Source organism: Bacillus sp. SG20033 (assembly GCF_044570195.1).
Lineage (GTDB): Bacteria > Bacillota > Bacilli > Bacillales > Bacillaceae > Bacillus > Bacillus subtilis.
The window spans coordinates 2606032-2622555 of record NZ_CP172606.1 but is presented as its reverse complement, the minus strand read 5'-3'; the positions used below and the strand labels follow the sequence as shown (position 1 = coordinate 2622555).

The 16524-nt window shown below is 44.1% G+C and carries 23 protein-coding genes; 21 read left to right on the top strand and 2 right to left on the bottom strand.

The genetic code is table 11. The features are described from left to right. Positions 1-75: 75 nt before the first annotated feature. The 3 genes from lipM (at position 76) to ACFVP7_RS13805 (ending at position 2441) form a co-directional block, all read left to right on the top strand. Positions 76-912: an octanoyltransferase LipM gene (lipM, locus tag ACFVP7_RS13815; protein WP_014664579.1), complete on the top strand. Its 837-nt coding sequence runs from the start codon at positions 76-78 to the stop codon at positions 910-912. 99 nt (positions 913-1011) lie between these two features. After that, entirely contained in the window at positions 1012-1440 is a 429-nt protein-coding gene (gene mntR, locus ACFVP7_RS13810; RefSeq protein ID WP_003236923.1) for a transcriptional regulator MntR, read from the top strand. Positions 1441-1565: 125 nt separating this feature from the next. Then, positions 1566-2441: a patatin-like phospholipase family protein gene (locus ACFVP7_RS13805; protein ID WP_003230220.1), complete on the top strand. Its 876-nt coding sequence runs from the start codon at positions 1566-1568 to the stop codon at positions 2439-2441. Here ACFVP7_RS13805 and ACFVP7_RS13800 read toward each other — a convergent pair. Together ACFVP7_RS13800 and ACFVP7_RS13795 are read right to left on the bottom strand one after the other, a co-directional pair. Next, the gene (locus ACFVP7_RS13800; RefSeq protein ID WP_003226367.1) at positions 2438-2833 is read right to left on the bottom strand and encodes an SA1362 family protein; all 396 of its coding nucleotides are present in this window, start codon (positions 2831-2833) and stop codon (positions 2438-2440) included. The two genes, ACFVP7_RS13805 and ACFVP7_RS13800, sit on opposite strands and share 4 nt — an antisense overlap. Before the next feature lie 39 nt (positions 2834-2872). Continuing rightward, on the bottom strand, positions 2873-3829 hold the full coding sequence (locus ACFVP7_RS13795; RefSeq protein ID WP_396582309.1) for a DUF1385 domain-containing protein: 957 nt from the start codon (positions 3827-3829) through the stop codon (positions 2873-2875). A 226-nt stretch (positions 3830-4055) separates the two neighbouring features. Between ACFVP7_RS13795 and ACFVP7_RS13790 the strand changes: the two genes are divergently transcribed. The 18 genes from ACFVP7_RS13790 (at position 4056) to folD (ending at position 16476) form a co-directional block, all read left to right on the top strand. Next, on the top strand, positions 4056-4592 hold the full coding sequence (locus ACFVP7_RS13790) for a YqhR family membrane protein (protein WP_003230222.1): 537 nt from the start codon (positions 4056-4058) through the stop codon (positions 4590-4592). Positions 4593-4678: 86 nt separating this feature from the next. Next, the gene (gene aroQ, locus ACFVP7_RS13785; RefSeq protein WP_003230223.1) at positions 4679-5125 is read left to right on the top strand and encodes a type II 3-dehydroquinate dehydratase; all 447 of its coding nucleotides are present in this window, start codon (positions 4679-4681) and stop codon (positions 5123-5125) included. Beyond that, on the top strand, positions 5122-6183 hold the full coding sequence (gene papA, locus ACFVP7_RS13780) for an aminopeptidase PapA (protein WP_015251726.1): 1062 nt from the start codon (positions 5122-5124) through the stop codon (positions 6181-6183). Before aroQ ends, papA begins: the two co-directional genes overlap by 4 nt. 24 nt (positions 6184-6207) lie before the next feature. Then, positions 6208-6765 (top strand): elongation factor P, encoded by a 558-nt coding sequence (gene efp, locus ACFVP7_RS13775; protein WP_003226377.1) that lies wholly within the window; start codon positions 6208-6210, stop codon positions 6763-6765. Positions 6766-6909: 144 nt separating this feature from the next. Beyond that, positions 6910-7191 carry a YqhV family protein gene (locus ACFVP7_RS13770; RefSeq protein ID WP_004398639.1) on the top strand — a complete coding sequence of 94 codons (282 nt, stop codon included), beginning with the start codon at positions 6910-6912 and terminating at the stop codon, positions 7189-7191. Positions 7192-7266: 75 nt separating this feature from the next. Next, the gene (gene spoIIIAA / locus ACFVP7_RS13765) at positions 7267-8190 is read left to right on the top strand and encodes a stage III sporulation protein AA (RefSeq protein WP_086344072.1); all 924 of its coding nucleotides are present in this window, start codon (positions 7267-7269) and stop codon (positions 8188-8190) included. Next, positions 8184-8699, top strand: coding sequence for a stage III sporulation protein SpoIIIAB (gene spoIIIAB, locus ACFVP7_RS13760; RefSeq protein WP_327837065.1), 516 nt, complete (start codon positions 8184-8186; stop codon positions 8697-8699). Before spoIIIAA ends, spoIIIAB begins: the two co-directional genes overlap by 7 nt. 22 nt (positions 8700-8721) lie before the next feature. Next, positions 8722-8928 carry a stage III sporulation protein AC gene (spoIIIAC, locus tag ACFVP7_RS13755; protein WP_003153142.1) on the top strand — a complete coding sequence of 69 codons (207 nt, stop codon included), beginning with the start codon at positions 8722-8724 and terminating at the stop codon, positions 8926-8928. A 6-nt stretch (positions 8929-8934) separates the two neighbouring features. Continuing rightward, entirely contained in the window at positions 8935-9336 is a 402-nt protein-coding gene (gene spoIIIAD / locus ACFVP7_RS13750) for a stage III sporulation protein AD (RefSeq protein ID WP_003230228.1), read from the top strand. Between the two features lie 18 nt (positions 9337-9354). Continuing rightward, a complete protein-coding gene (spoIIIAE, locus tag ACFVP7_RS13745) occupies positions 9355-10554 on the top strand; it encodes a stage III sporulation protein AE (protein ID WP_003230230.1) in 1200 nt (399 codons plus the stop codon). 13 nt (positions 10555-10567) lie between these two features. After that, complete coding sequence (spoIIIAF, locus tag ACFVP7_RS13740; RefSeq protein WP_396582306.1) at positions 10568-11188, top strand: stage III sporulation protein AF; 621 nt, start codon at positions 10568-10570, stop codon at positions 11186-11188. Continuing rightward, positions 11181-11870 carry a stage III sporulation protein AG gene (gene spoIIIAG / locus ACFVP7_RS13735; RefSeq protein ID WP_396582304.1) on the top strand — a complete coding sequence of 230 codons (690 nt, stop codon included), beginning with the start codon at positions 11181-11183 and terminating at the stop codon, positions 11868-11870. Before spoIIIAF ends, spoIIIAG begins: the two co-directional genes overlap by 8 nt. Further along, entirely contained in the window at positions 11871-12527 is a 657-nt protein-coding gene (spoIIIAH, locus tag ACFVP7_RS13730; protein ID WP_003230250.1) for a stage III sporulation ratchet engulfment protein SpoIIIAH, read from the top strand. Positions 12528-12682: 155 nt separating this feature from the next. After that, positions 12683-13162: an acetyl-CoA carboxylase biotin carboxyl carrier protein gene (gene accB / locus ACFVP7_RS13725; protein WP_003230252.1), complete on the top strand. Its 480-nt coding sequence runs from the start codon at positions 12683-12685 to the stop codon at positions 13160-13162. 11 nt (positions 13163-13173) lie between these two features. After that, positions 13174-14526 (top strand): acetyl-CoA carboxylase biotin carboxylase subunit, encoded by a 1353-nt coding sequence (gene accC / locus ACFVP7_RS13720; RefSeq protein ID WP_003230253.1) that lies wholly within the window; start codon positions 13174-13176, stop codon positions 14524-14526. Between the two features lie 20 nt (positions 14527-14546). Then, positions 14547-14954 carry a fatty acid biosynthesis protein YqhY gene (gene yqhY, locus ACFVP7_RS13715; protein ID WP_003230254.1) on the top strand — a complete coding sequence of 136 codons (408 nt, stop codon included), beginning with the start codon at positions 14547-14549 and terminating at the stop codon, positions 14952-14954. Positions 14955-15217: 263 nt separating this feature from the next. After that, entirely contained in the window at positions 15218-15613 is a 396-nt protein-coding gene (nusB, locus tag ACFVP7_RS13710; protein WP_396582302.1) for a transcription antitermination factor NusB, read from the top strand. Between the two features lie 11 nt (positions 15614-15624). Then, positions 15625-16476: a bifunctional methylenetetrahydrofolate dehydrogenase/methenyltetrahydrofolate cyclohydrolase FolD gene (folD, locus tag ACFVP7_RS13705; protein ID WP_003230259.1), complete on the top strand. Its 852-nt coding sequence runs from the start codon at positions 15625-15627 to the stop codon at positions 16474-16476. Positions 16477-16524 lie beyond the last annotated feature (48 nt).

Below are 16524 nucleotides of genomic sequence, written 5' to 3'. Positions count from 1 at the left end.
TGGAACTAAAATATTTTTCATTTTCCCGGCAGTTTGATAAACTGATTCTATTAAAACGGTAAGGAAGGTCTTAAAATGCAAAAAGAAACTTGGCGGTTTATAGACTCAGGCAATGCAAGTCCTGCATTCAATATGGCGCTTGATGAAGCGCTTTTATATTGGCACAGCGAAAAGAAAATCCCCCCGGTTATCCGTTTTTACGGCTGGAATCCGGCGACACTTTCTGTAGGGTATTTTCAAAATATTAAAAAGGAAATCAATTTTGAAGCAGTACATAAATATAATCTCGGATTCGTCAGACGCCCGACCGGCGGGAGAGGTGTGCTGCACGATCAGGAACTGACATACAGCGTAATTGTTTCGGAAGAGCACCCCGAGATGCCGGCGACTGTTACTGAGGCTTACCGGGTTATTTCAGAAGGCATACTTCAAGGCTTTAGAAATCTCGGTCTGGACGCTTACTTTGCCATCCCGAGAACCGAAAAAGAGAAAGAAAGCTTAAAAAATCCGCGGTCATCTGTTTGTTTTGACGCGCCTTCATGGTATGAGCTAGTGGTTGAGGGGCGCAAGGTGGCGGGAAGCGCGCAAACGAGACAAAAAGGCGTGATTCTTCAGCATGGCTCCATTCTGCTTGATTTGGATGAGGACAAGCTGTTCGATCTGTTCTTATATCCAAGTGAAAGAGTAAGAGAACGGATGCAGCGCAATTTCAAAAATAAAGCGGTTGCCATTAATGAACTCACTGAAAAGCGGGTGACGATGGATGAGGCTCGTAAAGCCTTTAAAGAAGGGTTTGAAACAGGTCTTAACATTCATTTGGAGCCATATGAACTTTCTCAGGAAGAGCTTGATTTTGTTCATCACTTGGCTGAAACAAAGTACGCTTCAGATGAATGGAATTATAAGCGGTAAACAGGGCTTTTGACCCGCGGAGCATCCTTGTTTTTTCAAGTTCATTAGTGTAAACTTGTAATGGTTTATAAAGTTAAGGTGCTTTTTGGGAGGGTTTCGATGACAACACCAAGTATGGAAGATTATATTGAACAGATTTATATGCTGATTGAAGAAAAAGGATATGCACGAGTTTCCGATATCGCGGAAGCATTAGCAGTCCATCCCTCCTCTGTAACAAAAATGGTTCAAAAACTAGATAAAGACGAATATTTAATTTATGAAAAATATCGCGGTCTCGTGTTAACGTCTAAAGGGAAAAAAATAGGCAAACGGCTGGTATACAGACATGAATTGCTTGAGCAGTTTTTAAGAATCATTGGTGTTGATGAAGAGAAAATATATAACGATGTCGAAGGAATCGAACATCATTTAAGCTGGAACAGCATTGATCGCATCGGGGATCTTGTTCAATATTTTGAAGAAGATGATGCCCGTAAAAAAGATCTGAAATCAATCCAAAAGAAAACAGAACATCATAATCAGTAAAAAGGCGGTCTCGAAGGAGGCCGTCTTTTTTGATACGCTGACGCCACCCGTCATTCGTTGGTCTATTTCTTCGCGTGTTTTCTTAAAATGGTAATAAACGATCGGATGGAGGGGGAGGGAATGAGATGTATATTGACGGTGTGTTTTCCGGCGGAGGAGTAAAAGGCATTGCGCTCGCAGGCGCTTATGAAGTGCTTGAGGAAAAAGGCTTCCGCTTTAAAAGAGTTGCGGGTACAAGCGCCGGCGCCATTATTGCCGCTTTCATTGCGTCAGGTTACACCAGTAAGGAAATCCACGCTTTAATTGAAGAAGTGGACGGAGAGAAATTGCTGGACCAGAGGTACTCATTTCTCCCCTTAAAGATGCTCCAGTGGGTGTCCATCTACTGGCGTCTTGGCTTATACAAAGGCGATACGATAGAAAAATGGATTGCTGATCTGTTAAGAGCGAAAGGCATAAGGGTTTTCGGCGATTTGCAGAAAGGGTCTCTGCGCCTTATTGCTTCTGATCTGACAAACGGCACCATGATTGTTTTGCCGGACGATTTGGCCCGTTACGGGTTAAATCCTGATATGTTCCCGGTTGCCAGAGCGGTCAGAATGAGCTGCAGCATCCCGTATTTCTTTGAACCGATAAAATTAAAAACGGACACAGGCACCGCCACGGTTGTCGACGGAGGCGTGTTAAGCAATTTTCCAATCTGGCTGTTTTCAAAGGAAAGAAAGCGCCCTGTGATCGGTGTCACGCTTGCGCCGCGTGAAAGAGAGCGTCCGAAAAAAAATATCCGCAACGCTTTTGAACTGTTCGGCGCCCTGTTTGAAACGATGAAGGATGCTCATGACGCAAGGCACATTGCATCACGCTATGAACAAAATATCATTTTTCTCCCTGTCGATGACGTAATGGCCACTGATTTTCATTTAACACAACAAAAAAAACTAGCCCTGATTGAGCTAGGTAAAAGACGGACAGAGCTGTTTTTAAAGCAGTGGACCTATTAAAAAAGCGCTCTGTTTTTCTTTTTATTTTTTTTCCCTTCTATAACAGTCAGCTGAGTCTGGCTTTTTTTCTTGAGAATCATCGGCTTAGGCTTGCTGGCGCTCGGAACGCTTCGCAGGTGGCTGACACGTCCCTTATGTCCGGCGCGGTGTTTTGCTTTTTGTTCTTTCATCCGGCGCCGCGATTGTTTCGCCGCTTTTTTGAAGGCTGCTCCTTCGCTGCCCGCATTTCGATTCATTACATATTTCACAATAAAATAAATAATGATACCTGCCACGATGACGGTTACCGCCATTTTTGCCATTTCTCCGGGATTGGTTACCAGCACATAGAGGAAACCGAACGCTCCCAGCGCAATTAATACAGCAATAATAGGTTGTACACGATGATTCATAACTGTCCACCTCCGAAAGTAATAGCAGGGCAACGGATTTTAGATGACGTTGTGAGAAGGCTTCTGATTTTGCTCAGACAATGCTTCGAGTCTGAGAAGTTCGTTAAAGCTTTCGATGGCAACTTCAACCTGTTCATCCTTAGGTTCCTTTGTGGTTAACAGCTGAAGCCAAAGACCCGGGTACCCAAGTAATTTCAGACCGGGAATGTCACGCACTTTGTTTGTCAGCTGCAGAACTTCAAAGGATATACCAAGCACGACCGGTATCAGTGCGACACGATCTATAACACGCAGCCAAAGCGGATCTGTCGGAACGAGTAAATAAACAAACATGCCGACAATAATCGTAAATAAAATAAAGCTTGATCCGCAGCGGTAATGAAGCCGAGATTGGTTTTGGACATTCTCCACAGTAATTGGCAAATTCTGTTCATAACAGTTTATGACTTTATGTTCGGCTCCATGATATTGAAACACTCTTTTAATAAGCGGTGTCATGGACAAAAAATAGATGTAACCGAGCAGCAAAATCAACTTAAACAGGCTTTCAACCGCGATTTGCGCCGTGTCCGAGGAAAAAATCGGCCTTGTCAGTTCCGCTAAGAAAACTGGAACCAATGTAAATACGAATTTACTGAACAAAAATGATAGGACGCCTATAACTGCGAGGCTGAGATACATAGACAGCCCGGAGGATTTTTTTTCTTCCTGCTCAAGTGTCTCGTCTTCAGATGGATCGAGCCCGTAACGTTCGCTTGAAAAATTCAAATGCTTTGTGCCGTTTGCACTCGCTTCAATAATGGCCGCGATCCCCCGTGAAAACGGGATCTTTTTCACGATGTTCAGTTTTGGGTTGTGTTTGCGGGGAAGCTTAAAAAAGTCAATGCTTCCATCCGTTCTTCTGATGGCTGTAACGTAATGATGCTTTCCGCCAAACATAACGCCTTCCACAACAGCCTGCCCGCCGTAAGCGGGCGGAACTTTATGTTTTGACATATTATCAACCTGCCTATTTCTTTAGGATTGCTAACCATTTCCTTTCACTCTATTGTACAGGAAACAGCGCTAAACCTCTAGATTGACAGGCTGAAAAAATTGCCATAGCCTTGCTTTTTCTACATGCATTATACCCGTTATTTTCAAATTTTACTCGCAGCTGTCAAAAAGTGTGAGCTTTTTTATTGACATTTCATTTTTTGGGCACACTTTAACTGGAGGTGCCATGATGACCAGCGAAAAAGATACAGAACAAAATGAAGAATTGAATGAGAAGCAAAAGCCGCCTGTTTCAATGGCCGGCAGGGTGGCGGCAACAGGTTTTTGCGGAGGCGTACTTTGGAGTTTCGTTGCTTATATCGCATATTTGTTTCATTTTTCCGAAATCAGCCCGAATATGATATTGCAGCCGTTTGTGCTCGGAGAGTGGAAAAAACATGGGCTGGGAACGGTAATCAGCATCATTTTGATTGGAGTAATTTCAATTGGCGCAGCGTTTCTTTATTTTCTTCTATTGAAACGTTTAAAAACAATGTGGCCGGGTATTTTATACGGCTTGGTGCTTTGGCTGCTCGTGTTTTTTGTTTTTAATCCGATTTTTCCAGATGTGCGTACGGTGACCGAACTGACATCAGATACAATTATTACGACCATTTGCATTTATTTGCTTTACGGGCTGTTTGTCGGGTATTCCATTTCATTTGAATACAATGAGCTGAATTCGGAAAAGCTTGCACGTGCGCTGGGAATGCATAGAGAATAGTGTATAATCCTTTTCCAGTATGATAAAATGTTCACGAGAAGTGAACATTTTTTACATGAGAAACCCTCGCGAAAAGGAGAGATTATGTGCCTCATTTTTTGATTTTAAACGGACCGAATGTTAACCGGCTTGGGAGTCGTGAGCCTGAAGTATTCGGCCGCCAGACACTGACCGATATTGAAACAGATCTTTTTCAGTTTGCTGAAGCCTTACATATCCAGCTCACTTTCTTCCAGTCTAATCACGAAGGTGATTTGATAGATGCGATACATGAGGCTGAGGAGCAATACAGCGGGATTGTTCTGAACCCCGGCGCCCTGAGTCATTACAGCTATGCGATCAGGGATGCTGTTTCAAGCATCAGTCTTCCTGTGGTAGAGGTGCATTTATCAAACTTATACGCCAGGGAAGAATTCAGGCATCAGTCGGTTATCGCTCCTGTTGCGAAAGGGCAGATTGTCGGTCTTGGAGCTGAAGGCTACAAGCTTGCTGTTCGCTACTTATTAAGCCAGCAAGGGGGAGAATCAAGATGAAGCTAGAGAAATTAAGAAACCTGTTTGGACAGCTGGGAATTGACGGCATGCTGATCACAAGCAGCACGAATGTACGCTATATGACAGGGTTTACAGGTTCAGCGGGATTGGCTGTTATATCGGGTGACAAAGCTGCGTTTATTACGGATTTTCGTTATACTGAGCAGGCGAAGGTTCAGGTAAAGGGTTTTGAGATCATTGAACATGGCGGCAGCCTGATTCAGACCACTGCCGACACTGTTGAATCGTTTGGCATCAAGCGTCTCGGCTTTGAACAGAACAGCATGACATATGGCACTTACGCTTCATACAGCGCCGTTATCAGTGATGCCGAATTAGTGCCTGTGGCTGAATCCGTGGAAAAGTTGCGCTTGATTAAGTCTAGTGAAGAGATTAAGATATTAGAGGAAGCTGCGAAGATTGCAGATGATGCCTTCAGACATATCTTGACGTTTATGAAACCCGGCATTTCTGAAATCGCTGTTGCCAATGAGCTGGAGTTTTATATGAGAAGCCAGGGAGCAGACAGCTCTTCTTTTGATATGATTGTCGCCTCAGGCCTTCGTTCAAGCCTTCCGCACGGTGTGGCCAGTGACAAACTGATTGAAAGCGGAGACCTTGTTACGCTTGATTTTGGCGCTTATTATAAAGGATATTGTTCTGATATTACCCGGACGGTCGCTGTAGGTCAGCCCAGTGATCAATTGAAGGAGATCTATCAGGTTGTATTTGATGCTCAGGCGCTTGGCGTCGCACATATTAAGCCGGGAATGACAGGAAAAGAGGCTGACGCCCTCACAAGGGATCATATTGCTGCAAAAGGCTACGGTGACTATTTCGGCCATTCAACCGGGCACGGGCTCGGCATGGAAGTTCATGAATCGCCGGGATTATCCGTCAGATCTTCAGCTATCCTTGAACCGGGTATGGTGGTCACAGTGGAGCCGGGCATTTACATACCAGAAACAGGCGGTGTCCGCATTGAAGATGACATCGTGATTACAGAAAACGGCAACCGGACAATCACCCATTCCCCAAAAGAACTTATTATTTTGTGATTGGAATATAGGAGGACATTAAACATGATTTCAGTTAACGATTTCCGTACAGGATTAACAATTGAAGTAGATGGCGGCATTTGGCGCGTCGTTGACTTCCAGCACGTAAAACCTGGAAAAGGTGCGGCATTTGTCCGCTCTAAACTCCGCAACCTTCGCACTGGCGCGATTCAGGAAAAAACATTCCGCGCTGGTGAAAAAGTAGCGAAAGCGCAAATCGAAACCAAAACAATGCAATATCTATATGCAAACGGAGATCAGCACGTATTTATGGATACTTCTTCTTATGAGCAGCTTGAACTGAGCGCAACTCAAATCGAAGAAGAATTAAAATACCTGCTAGAAAACATGTCTGTGCATATCATGATGTACCAGGATGAAACACTTGGTATCGAGCTTCCAAACACAGTTGAGCTGAAAGTTGTTGAAACTGAACCTGGTATTAAAGGTGATACAGCGTCAGGCGGTACAAAACCTGCGAAAACTGAAACCGGGCTTGTTGTAAACGTGCCGTTCTTTGTGAATGAAGGCGACACACTTGTTGTCAATACATCAGACGGTTCTTACGTTTCAAGAGCATAGAAAGAAAAAAAGAAGTCTGTTCCCAAATGGGAGCAGGCTTTTTTTGTGCCCAAAAACAGAATCTTTCTTTTATACGAAAATGACAAGACTACTTCCGCAAGCTAGAGCATATCATATAAAAAAATGGGAGGTTGGGAGAGTGCTATGAAATTTTTACTTGGAAATATCAATTCTACTGTTTTAACAATGGCGGGATTACGAGTTTTATCCTCTATGATTGAGCTGACGGCAGCAATTGTCATGCTTGTGACCAACGATGTCCGGAAGGCGGTTGTGGTTAACAGCATTCTCGCTATTGTCGGTCCGTTGATTTTTATCATTACGATGACTGTCGGAATCTACCAAATTGCCGGGCAGCTTTCGTATGCAAAGCTGATTCTGATTTTTACGGGTGTTGTCTTGATTTTGGCGGGTGTTCATAAATAAAGAGAGGCTTGTCATAAAGTCTGCCTCACATCATACATTTTAAAGAAGCCAATCGGTAGAAAGGAGGAGGCTCTGTTGAATGAAATCGCTGAGGTTCTCCCTGAATCCATGAAAAACGCCCTTTCTGAAATACCGGAACAACAATGGCTGGAAATCGAAGAAGTCAGAATTCGGATCAACCGTCCTGTTGAATTGATTCGAAGAGGACAACCTGTTTATTTGTCCTATGCGGGCACGGCCGAGGATGCCCATCTGATCCTGAGCCGGCTCAGCAACTATAGTATGTATACACTTGAAGAAGAGCTGAAGAAAGGGTATGTCACGATCAGAGGCGGACACAGAGTCGGACTGGCGGGCAGAGTCATTACGGAAAACGGAGGTGTGAAAGGCCTCCGTGACATCGCATCTTTTAATATACGAATTGCCCGGCAAAAGCTGGGGATTGCGGAGCCGCTGCTTCCATATTTATATCAAAACAGCTGGCTGAATACGCTGATTATCGGACCGCCCCAAACCGGCAAAACAACACTTCTCCGGGACCTTGCGAGGCTCTCAAGCACCGGCAAAAAAACCATGCTGCCCGTAAAGACAGGAATCGTCGATGAACGGTCAGAAATTGCCGGATGTCTTCGCGGTATTCCGCAGCATCAATTTGGTCAGAGAATTGACGTGTTAGACGCCTGTCCAAAAGCTGAAGGGCTGATGATGATGATTCGATCCATGAGCCCTGAGGTGATGATTGTCGATGAAATCGGGCGTATGGAAGATACAGATGCACTTCTGGAGGCGCTGCATGCCGGTGTTTCAGTAATCGTATCGGCGCATGGCTGGAGCATATCCGATCTGATGAAGCGGCCTTCATTGAAGCGTTTGTGGGAAGAAAGAGCCTTTGACCGCTATTTGGAATTATCAAGAGCAAAAGGGCCGGGCACAGTGAGCCAAATTTATGACAAAGACGGAAATGTGCTGTCTAGGACGACGGGCGTGAAAACATGCTGAAGCTGCTGGGCGCTGTATTCATTGTGGTAGCGACAACATGGACAGGTTTTGAGATGGCGAAGATTTATACAGAACGGCCGCGGCAAATCCGCCAGCTGCGTGCGGCGCTTCAATCTCTCGAGGCTGAAATCATGTACGGCCATACACCGCTTCATACTGCTTCAATGCAGATTGCCAAACAGCTCGCACAGCCTGTTTCAGCTCTTTTTTCCGCATTCAGTGATCAGCTGGACAAGGGAAGTGATTCCGCGAAAACGGCGTGGGAGCAAAGCTTAAAGAAGGTATGGGACACCCTGTCTTTGAAAAAAAGCGAATACGAAGTGCTGAAGCAGTTTGGTGAGACGCTCGGGATTCATGATCGAATTTCTCAGCAAAAGCACATCAAGCTGGCGCTGACACATTTGGAAGCCTCTGAAGCGGATGCTGAGCAGGCGCAAGCGAAAAATGAAAAGATGATAAAAAGTTTGGGCTTTTTAGCGGGCTTGTTACTCATTCTTCTATTGATGTAAACGTGAGGGGAGCAAAAATAAAATGGGAGTAGACGTGAATGTCATATTTCAAATTGCCGGAGTGGGAATCGTGGTCGCTTTTTTACACACGATATTGGATCAGATGGGCAAGAAAGAATACGCTCAGTGGGTGACGCTGTTAGGTTTTATCTATATTTTATTTATGGTCGCCACGATTGTAGATGACCTATTTAAAAAGATAAAAGCTGTGTTTTTATTCCAAGGATAGGGGGGCTTGCAGATTGACATTGTTCAAATTGTAGGTTTAGGGCTGATCGCCACCTTCCTTTCTTTAATTGTAAAAGAACAAAAGCCGACTTTTGCGTTTTTAATCGTCGTTTTTGCCGGATGTGCCATTTTTCTTTATTTGGTAGACCAAATCTACGACATTATTCGAATGATAGAAAAAATTGCGATTAATGCAAATGTCAACATGGTCTATGTTGAAACCATTTTAAAGATTATCGGAATCGCCTATATTGCTGAATTCGGGGCACAGCTCACAAAAGATGCCGGTCAAGGAGCCATCGCCTCGAAAATAGAATTGGCGGGGAAAATTTTAATACTCGTAATGGCTGTACCTATTTTAACCGTCATTATCGAAACGATTCTCGGACTTATACCTTCTATGTCATAACCGAAAGGAGGCGGTAGATTGAAGCGCTTTCAATGGGTTTTGCTTTTGGCCGTGCTGATCATAGCAGGCCGTGCAGAAATTGTACAAGCAGCTGGTAATGCAGAACAAACGGAAGACCATGCTGAAACAGCCGAGCAATTAGCGGAAAGGACAGCAGCCTCGCTTGAAACAGATAAGATCGGGGAATTTTGGAATGACATTATGACAGAATACGGCGGACTGCTGCCGGAAAGCCAAAAAGGCAGCTTAATGGAGTTTATCAATGGCGATAAATCATTCTCACCGCAAGAATGGCTGAAAGCTCTCTTTTCTTATTTGTTTCATGAAGTGCTTGCCAACGGAAAGCTGCTGGGCACATTGATTTTGCTCACGATTTTTTGCGTCATTCTGCAGCTTTTGCAAAATGCTTTTCAGCAAAGCACCGTCAGTAAGGTCGCTTACTCAATTGTGTACATGGTGCTGATTATCCTTGCGCTTAATAGCTTTCATGTGGCAATTAACTATGCAACTGAGGCGATTCAGACGATGACCAGCTTTATCCTGGCGCTCATTCCGCTCCTCTTGGCGCTTTTGGCTTCCTCAGGCGGAGCTGTATCTGCTGCCTTCTTTCATCCTGTTATCCTCTTCCTGATGAACACGAGCGGTCTCTTGATTCAGAATATCGTCATGCCGCTGATTTTTTTATCAGCAATTCTGAGCATTGTCAGCACGATGACCGAACAATACAAAGTAACACAGCTGGCCAACCTGCTCAGAAATATCGCCATCGGAGCACTGGCTGTTTTTCTTACCATCTTTCTCGGCGTCATCTCTGTTCAGGGAGCCTCAGCTGCAGTGACAGACGGCATTACGCTCAGGACGGCTAAATTTATAACCGGAAATTTTATTCCTGTGCTTGGCCGAATGTTTACAGACGCAACAGATACAGTAATCAGCGCCTCTTTACTGCTGAAAAATACGGTAGGAATTCTCGGTGTCGCTATTTTGATCTGTATCGCGGCATTTCCGGCAATCAAAGTGCTTTCCCTCGCTTTTATTTATAAGCTGGCAGCCGCGATTCTTCAGCCACTAGGAGGCGGGCCCGTCATCACCTGCCTCGACGTCATCAGCAAAAGCGTCATTTATATTTTTGCAGCTCTCGCCATTGTGTCTCTCATGTTTTTTTTAAGCCTTACTGTCATAATCACAGCCGGAAACCTCACGATGATGATGAAATGAAGGAGGCAGGCGAATGAGTTTTTTAACGGAATGGCTTACCACCATCGTGTTGTTTATCCTATTTGCAATTGTGATTGATATGCTGCTGCCGAGCTCCAGCATGCAAAAGTACGCAAAAATGGTAGTCAGCCTGCTCTTGATTGTCGTCATGCTTACGCCGATTTTTAAACTTTTCAAGACAGACCCCGAAGTCATCTTTGAATATCTCACAAAAAACGGGCAGTCAGAGTCTGCCGACATAAAAAATCAAATCAATTCAAAAAAAATAGAAATACAAGCTTCCCAGCGCGCATATATTCTAGAAGAAATGGCTGTCCAACTAAAAAAGAAAGCGGAGGAGAGATTCAGTCATGATGAATATAAAGTAGGCCGCATCAAACTCACGGCAGGAGAAAAGGTAGATTCAGAAGAGGATATTAAAACAATCAGCGTGTATATGGCCCCGTCTTCTGAAAAAACGGTCCAAACGGTCGCGCCGGTCCACATTGATACAGATCATGCATACGTAACGAAAGAAGCAGCCGAACAAAAAGAAGCCAAACAGATACAAACGCAGCTCGCGGACATTTGGGAAATCGGAAGTGAGAAAATTATGGTTCATATGGAAGGCGGGGAGAGTGTCGGCAATGAATAAAAACGGATTATGGAATGTATTGAAAAAGCAGTTTCTTCCGGGACAAACGAAGGACGGCGAAAAGCCGAAGCTGACCAAATATCATTACTTTCTATTCGTTTTTGTTCTCGGAGTTTCCTTTATGCTTGTCAGCCAGCTGTTTTCTTCACCTGAGAAAACAGAAAACGCCAAAACGATAACGGCCGTATCATCGCAACATTCCGCAGACAGCAAAGAGAAAACAGCTGAAGTGTTAAAACCCTCAAAATCTGATAAACCTAAAGACTCGATCGATGACTATGAAAAAGAATACGAAAATCAGCTGAAAGAAATTCTTGAAACAATCATTGGTGTGGACGATGTCTCGGTTGTCGTGAATGTAGATGCAACGTCGCTGAAAGTATACGAAAAAAACAAATCAAACAAAAATACAACCACTGAAGAAACTGACAAAGAAGGCGGAACAAGAAGCGTTACAGACCAAACATCGGAGGAAGAAATCGTCATGATCAAAAACGGCGATAAAGAAACACCTGTCGTCGTCCAAACGAAAAAACCTGATATACGCGGTGTACTCGTTGTTGCTCAAGGAGTGGACAACGTTCAAATAAAACAAACCATTATCGAAGCGGTGACACGGGTCCTGGATGTTCCAAGCCACCGGGTTGCGGTTGCCCCTAAAAAAATAAAGGAGGATTCATAAATGCTTAAAAAACAAACCGTTTGGCTATTAACAATGCTCAGTCTTGTCGTGGTGTTAAGCGTCTACTATATCATGTCGCCGGAAAGCAAAAACGCCGTACAGATGCAAAGTGAAAAAAGCGCGTCTGACAGCGGAGAGGTCGCAACTGAAAAAGCGCCTGCCAAGCAAGACACGAAGGAAAAAAGCGGTACAGAAACTGAAAAAGGAAAAGAAGATGGAACAAAGGGAACGAAAGATTCATCAGCAGACAAGGAAACATCCGCTGAAGCCAGTGAAAAAGGAACTGTTGTTACGGAAACAGCCGATGATGATCTGTTTACAACGTACCGTCTTGATTTAGAAGATGCCAGAAGCAAAGAAAGAGAAGAGCTGAATGCCATTGTGTCAAGCGATGATGCAACAGCCAAGGAGAAAAGCGAAGCATACGATAAAATGACGGCTCTCAGTGAAGTGGAAGGAACAGAAAAACAGCTTGAAACGCTGATTAAAACACAAGGTTACGAGGATGCGCTCGTTAATGCTGAAGGAGATAAAATCAATATTACAGTCAAATCAGACAAACACTCCAAATCGAAGGCGACAGCCATTATAGACCTTGTGGCAAAAGAAATCAAAACAATGAAAGATGTCGCTGTCACATTTGAACCATCCAAGTAAGAAAGAGGAAAAAGAAGCCCGCTAAACAAGCGGGCTTTTTGCGTTGCTGTCATATTAGAGTTGAATTCAAAAGTCTGCTCCTGTAAGATGAACATAGTATGTACTTTTAGTAGTAACCTATAAAAAAGAAATTTCATACATAGGAGTGCGATTGAATGTTAAATATCAAAGAAATCCACGAGCTGATTAAAGCAATTGACGAGTCTACAATTGACGAATTCGTATATGAAAATGAAGGTGTATCCTTAAAACTGAAAAAACACGAAGCAGGCACGGTTCAAGTCATGCAGCAGGCACCAGCAGCACCTGTACAAGCACAGGCTCCGCAGGCAGTTCAGCCGCAAGCGCAGCAAGCAGCGGCACCTGCCCAAGAAGCACCAAAACAAGATGAGAATCTGCATAAAATCACTTCACCAATGGTAGGAACATTTTATGCTTCTTCATCACCGGAAGCTGGCCCGTATGTAACAGCCGGTTCAAAAGTAAATGAAAACACAGTTGTCTGCATTGTAGAAGCGATGAAGCTTTTCAACGAAATCGAAGCAGAAGTGAAAGGCGAAATCGTTGAAGTATTAGTAGAAAACGGCCAGCTGGTCGAATACGGACAACCTCTATTTCTTGTAAAAGCGGAGTAAGGAGACTGAACATGATTAAAAAGCTATTGATCGCCAACAGAGGAGAAATTGCTGTCAGAATCATCAGAGCCTGCAGAGAGCTCGGAATTGAGACTGTCGCTGTTTATTCAGAAGCTGATAAAGATGCCCTTCATGTTCAAATGGCCGATGAAGCTTTTTGTATCGGACCGAAAGCATCAAAAGACAGCTATTTAAACGTTACAAATATTGTGAGTGTTGCAAAGCTGACTGGCACGGACGCCATTCATCCGGGATACGGATTTTTAGCTGAAAATGCTGATTTCGCTGAATTATGTGAAGAAGTGAATGTCACGTTTGTCGGCCCGAGTGCTGACGCCATTTCAAAAATGGGAACAAAAGACGTTGCGCGGGAAACGATGAAACAGGCCGGCGTGCCAATCGTACCGGGTTCACAGGGAATTATAGAAAATGTGGAAGAAGCGGTTTCGCTTGCTAATGAAATTGGGTATCCTGTAATTATAAAAGCCACCGCAGGCGGAGGCGGAAAAGGAATTAGGGTTGCCCGCACTGAAGAGGAACTGATTAATGGCATTAAGATTACACAGCAGGAAGCGGCAACTGCATTTGGAAATCCAGGTGTATACATCGAAAAATACATAGAAGATTTTCGCCACGTTGAGATCCAAGTGCTTGCTGATAACTACGGAAATACGATCCATTTGGGCGAACGCGACTGCTCGATCCAAAGACGCCTGCAAAAGCTTTTGGAAGAATCACCATCTCCTGCCCTTGATTCAGAAATCAGGGAGCAGATGGGAGATGCAGCGGTAAAGGCTGCAAAAGCGGTTGGCTATACAGGTGCTGGAACAGTTGAATTTATCTATGACTACAATGAACAGCGCTATTACTTCATGGAAATGAACACGAGAATTCAGGTAGAGCACCCAGTCACAGAAATGGTGACGGGAACTGACCTGATCAAGGAACAAATCAAAGTGGCATCAGGAATGGAACTGAGCCTCAAGCAAGAAGATGTTGAATTTGAAGGCTGGGCCATCGAATGCCGAATCAACGCAGAAAACCCAAGTAAAAATTTCATGCCGTCACCTGGTGAAATTAAAATGTACCTGCCTCCTGGCGGTCTTGGTGTCCGTGTCGATTCAGCTGCGTACCCTGGCTATTCCATCCCACCGTACTATGACAGCATGATTGCAAAGGTAATCACATACGGAAAAACGAGGGATGAAGCGATTGCCCGCATGAAGCGCGCATTGAGCGAATTCGTCATCGAAGGCATTGAGACAACAATCCCTTTCCATTTAAAACTGCTTGAACACGAAACATTTGTGAGCGGAGAGTTTAATACGAAATTTTTAGAAACATATGATGTAATGGGCTCATAATTTTTACGGAGGTGAATTGAATGAAAGACAACAGCTTGCTTAAAATGGATCACGAAGATACGCATTTGGGTAAGGTTGAGATTGCACCGGAGGTCATTGAGGTCATTGCCGGCATTGCAGCATCAGAAGTTGATGGGGTTGCCGAAATGCGCGGAAACTTTGCGACAGGCGTCGTCGAGCGCTTTGGCAAAGTGAATCATGGCAAAGGTGTCAAAGTCGACCTGGCGGATGACGGAATTACGATCGATGTATACTGTGTCGTTACATTTGGCGTTTCGATTCCGAAAGTTGCAGCATCCGTTCAGGAAAACATTCGTCAAACCTTATTAAATATGACGTCTCTTTCGATTAACGAGATCAATATTCACATCGTCGGCATTCAATTTGACACAAAAGCCCAAGAAGTCCAAATCGACGAAGAAATGTAAATGGCTTAACACGAAACCAAGGGGAGGGCGGCCCTTTGGTTTTTTTACACGTTACCCTTTATTTCAAAGCATGAAGAAAGCCGGCTTACATAGCCGAGTTTCTTCATGAACGTGAAATCCGAATAATCATATTAAGGTGTGTGAAAATATTCGGCAATAGGGTAAAAAAACCTTGATTTCAATATGCGGATACGAAAAAAATATGTTATGATCTCTTTGTGGCTTAACGACAAGCGGATAAAGAGGATCAAAGGAGAAAGAAAATGAAAAGAAGAACAGCAAGAGAAAAAGCTTTGCAGGCACTATTTCAAATTGATGTCAGCAATATTGCAGTGAATGAAGCCATAGAACACGCACTGGATGAAGAAAAAACAGATCCTTTCTTTGAACAGCTTGTACACGGGGTATTGGAACACCAAGACCAGCTGGATGAAATGATCTCCAAGCATCTGGTGAATTGGAAGCTCGATCGGATTGCCAATGTTGACCGTGCGATTTTGCGCCTGGCAGCATATGAAATGGCATATGCCGAAGACATTCCGGTGAATGTCTCCATGAACGAAGCGATTGAGCTGGCAAAACGGTTTGGTGATGACAAAGCGACAAAGTTTGTAAACGGGGTTCTTTCTAACATTAAATCTGATATTGAACAATCATAGGAGGAAAGAAAATGACTGCAACAATCATCGACGGAAAAGAAACGGCTAGAGAAAAACGCGAACAATTGGCAAAAGAGGTAGAAGAGCTTAAAAAGCAAGGCGTCACTCCCGGACTGGCGGTTATTTTGATTGGAGATGATCCTGCTTCTCACTCTTACGTGCGAGGAAAGAAAAAAGCTGCAGAAACAATGGGAATGAATTTCAAGCTCGATCAATTTGACAGCAGCCTCACAGAAGCTGAACTGCTTTCCATTATTGATCAATATAATCAAGACCCTGAGTTTCATGGCATTCTCGTTCAGCTTCCGCTCCCAGACCATATTTCTGAAAAAGCGGTGATCGAACGTATCTCCCCTGATAAAGATGTAGACGGTTTTCATCCGTTAAACGTAGGGAAAATGCTGCTTGGCGAAGATACGTTTCTTCCTTGCACGCCTCATGGAATTGTTGAGCTTTTGAAGAAAACCAATATTGACCTTTCCGGTAAAGAGGTTGTTGTAGTCGGCCGAAGCAACATTGTCGGCAAACCTGTCGGCCAGCTTTTATTAAATGAAAACGCGACGGTTACTTACTGTCATTCAAGAACAGAAAATATTACTGAACATACGAAAAAAGCGGACATCCTGGTGGTGGCAGTCGGCAGAGCCAACTTCATCAGTGCAGACCAGATCAAAGAGGGCGCTGTTGTCATTGACGTCGGCGTTAACCGTCTGGAAAACGGAAAGCTTTGCGGAGACGTTGAATTTGAAGGGGCAAAGGAAAAAGCGTCCTTCATCACGCCGGTTCCGGGCGGAGTAGGTCCGATGACCATCACGATGCTTGCGCATAATACTGTTAAATCTGCGAAACGTACGTTATCATAGATAATTGGAGATATTCACAGGCGAAATGTTTACCTGCCTTGAATATGA

Coding starts and splice junctions, on each gene's coding strand:
- spoIIIAH (WP_003230250.1), top strand. CDS start 11,871: ATGCTTAAAAAACAAACCGTTTGGCTATTAACAATGCTCAGTCTTGTC.
- ACFVP7_RS13790 (WP_003230222.1), top strand. CDS start 4,056: ATGATGACCAGCGAAAAAGATACAGAACAAAATGAAGAATTGAATGAG.
- lipM (WP_014664579.1), top strand. CDS start 76: ATGCAAAAAGAAACTTGGCGGTTTATAGACTCAGGCAATGCAAGTCCT.
- spoIIIAC (WP_003153142.1), top strand. CDS start 8,722: ATGGGAGTAGACGTGAATGTCATATTTCAAATTGCCGGAGTGGGAATC.
- papA (WP_015251726.1), top strand. CDS start 5,122: ATGAAGCTAGAGAAATTAAGAAACCTGTTTGGACAGCTGGGAATTGAC.
- ACFVP7_RS13800 (WP_003226367.1), bottom strand. CDS start 2,833: ATGAATCATCGTGTACAACCTATTATTGCTGTATTAATTGCGCTGGGA.
- efp (WP_003226377.1), top strand. CDS start 6,208: ATGATTTCAGTTAACGATTTCCGTACAGGATTAACAATTGAAGTAGAT.
- yqhY (WP_003230254.1), top strand. CDS start 14,547: ATGAAAGACAACAGCTTGCTTAAAATGGATCACGAAGATACGCATTTG.
- accB (WP_003230252.1), top strand. CDS start 12,683: ATGTTAAATATCAAAGAAATCCACGAGCTGATTAAAGCAATTGACGAG.
- accC (WP_003230253.1), top strand. CDS start 13,174: ATGATTAAAAAGCTATTGATCGCCAACAGAGGAGAAATTGCTGTCAGA.
- ACFVP7_RS13770 (WP_004398639.1), top strand. CDS start 6,910: ATGAAATTTTTACTTGGAAATATCAATTCTACTGTTTTAACAATGGCG.
- nusB (WP_396582302.1), top strand. CDS start 15,218: ATGAAAAGAAGAACAGCAAGAGAAAAAGCTTTGCAGGCACTATTTCAA.
- ACFVP7_RS13805 (WP_003230220.1), top strand. CDS start 1,566: ATGTATATTGACGGTGTGTTTTCCGGCGGAGGAGTAAAAGGCATTGCG.
- spoIIIAG (WP_396582304.1), top strand. CDS start 11,181: ATGAATAAAAACGGATTATGGAATGTATTGAAAAAGCAGTTTCTTCCG.
- spoIIIAF (WP_396582306.1), top strand. CDS start 10,568: ATGAGTTTTTTAACGGAATGGCTTACCACCATCGTGTTGTTTATCCTA.
- mntR (WP_003236923.1), top strand. CDS start 1,012: ATGACAACACCAAGTATGGAAGATTATATTGAACAGATTTATATGCTG.
- folD (WP_003230259.1), top strand. CDS start 15,625: ATGACTGCAACAATCATCGACGGAAAAGAAACGGCTAGAGAAAAACGC.
- ACFVP7_RS13795 (WP_396582309.1), bottom strand. CDS start 3,829: ATGTCAAAACATAAAGTTCCGCCCGCTTACGGCGGGCAGGCTGTTGTG.
- spoIIIAB (WP_327837065.1), top strand. CDS start 8,184: ATGCTGAAGCTGCTGGGCGCTGTATTCATTGTGGTAGCGACAACATGG.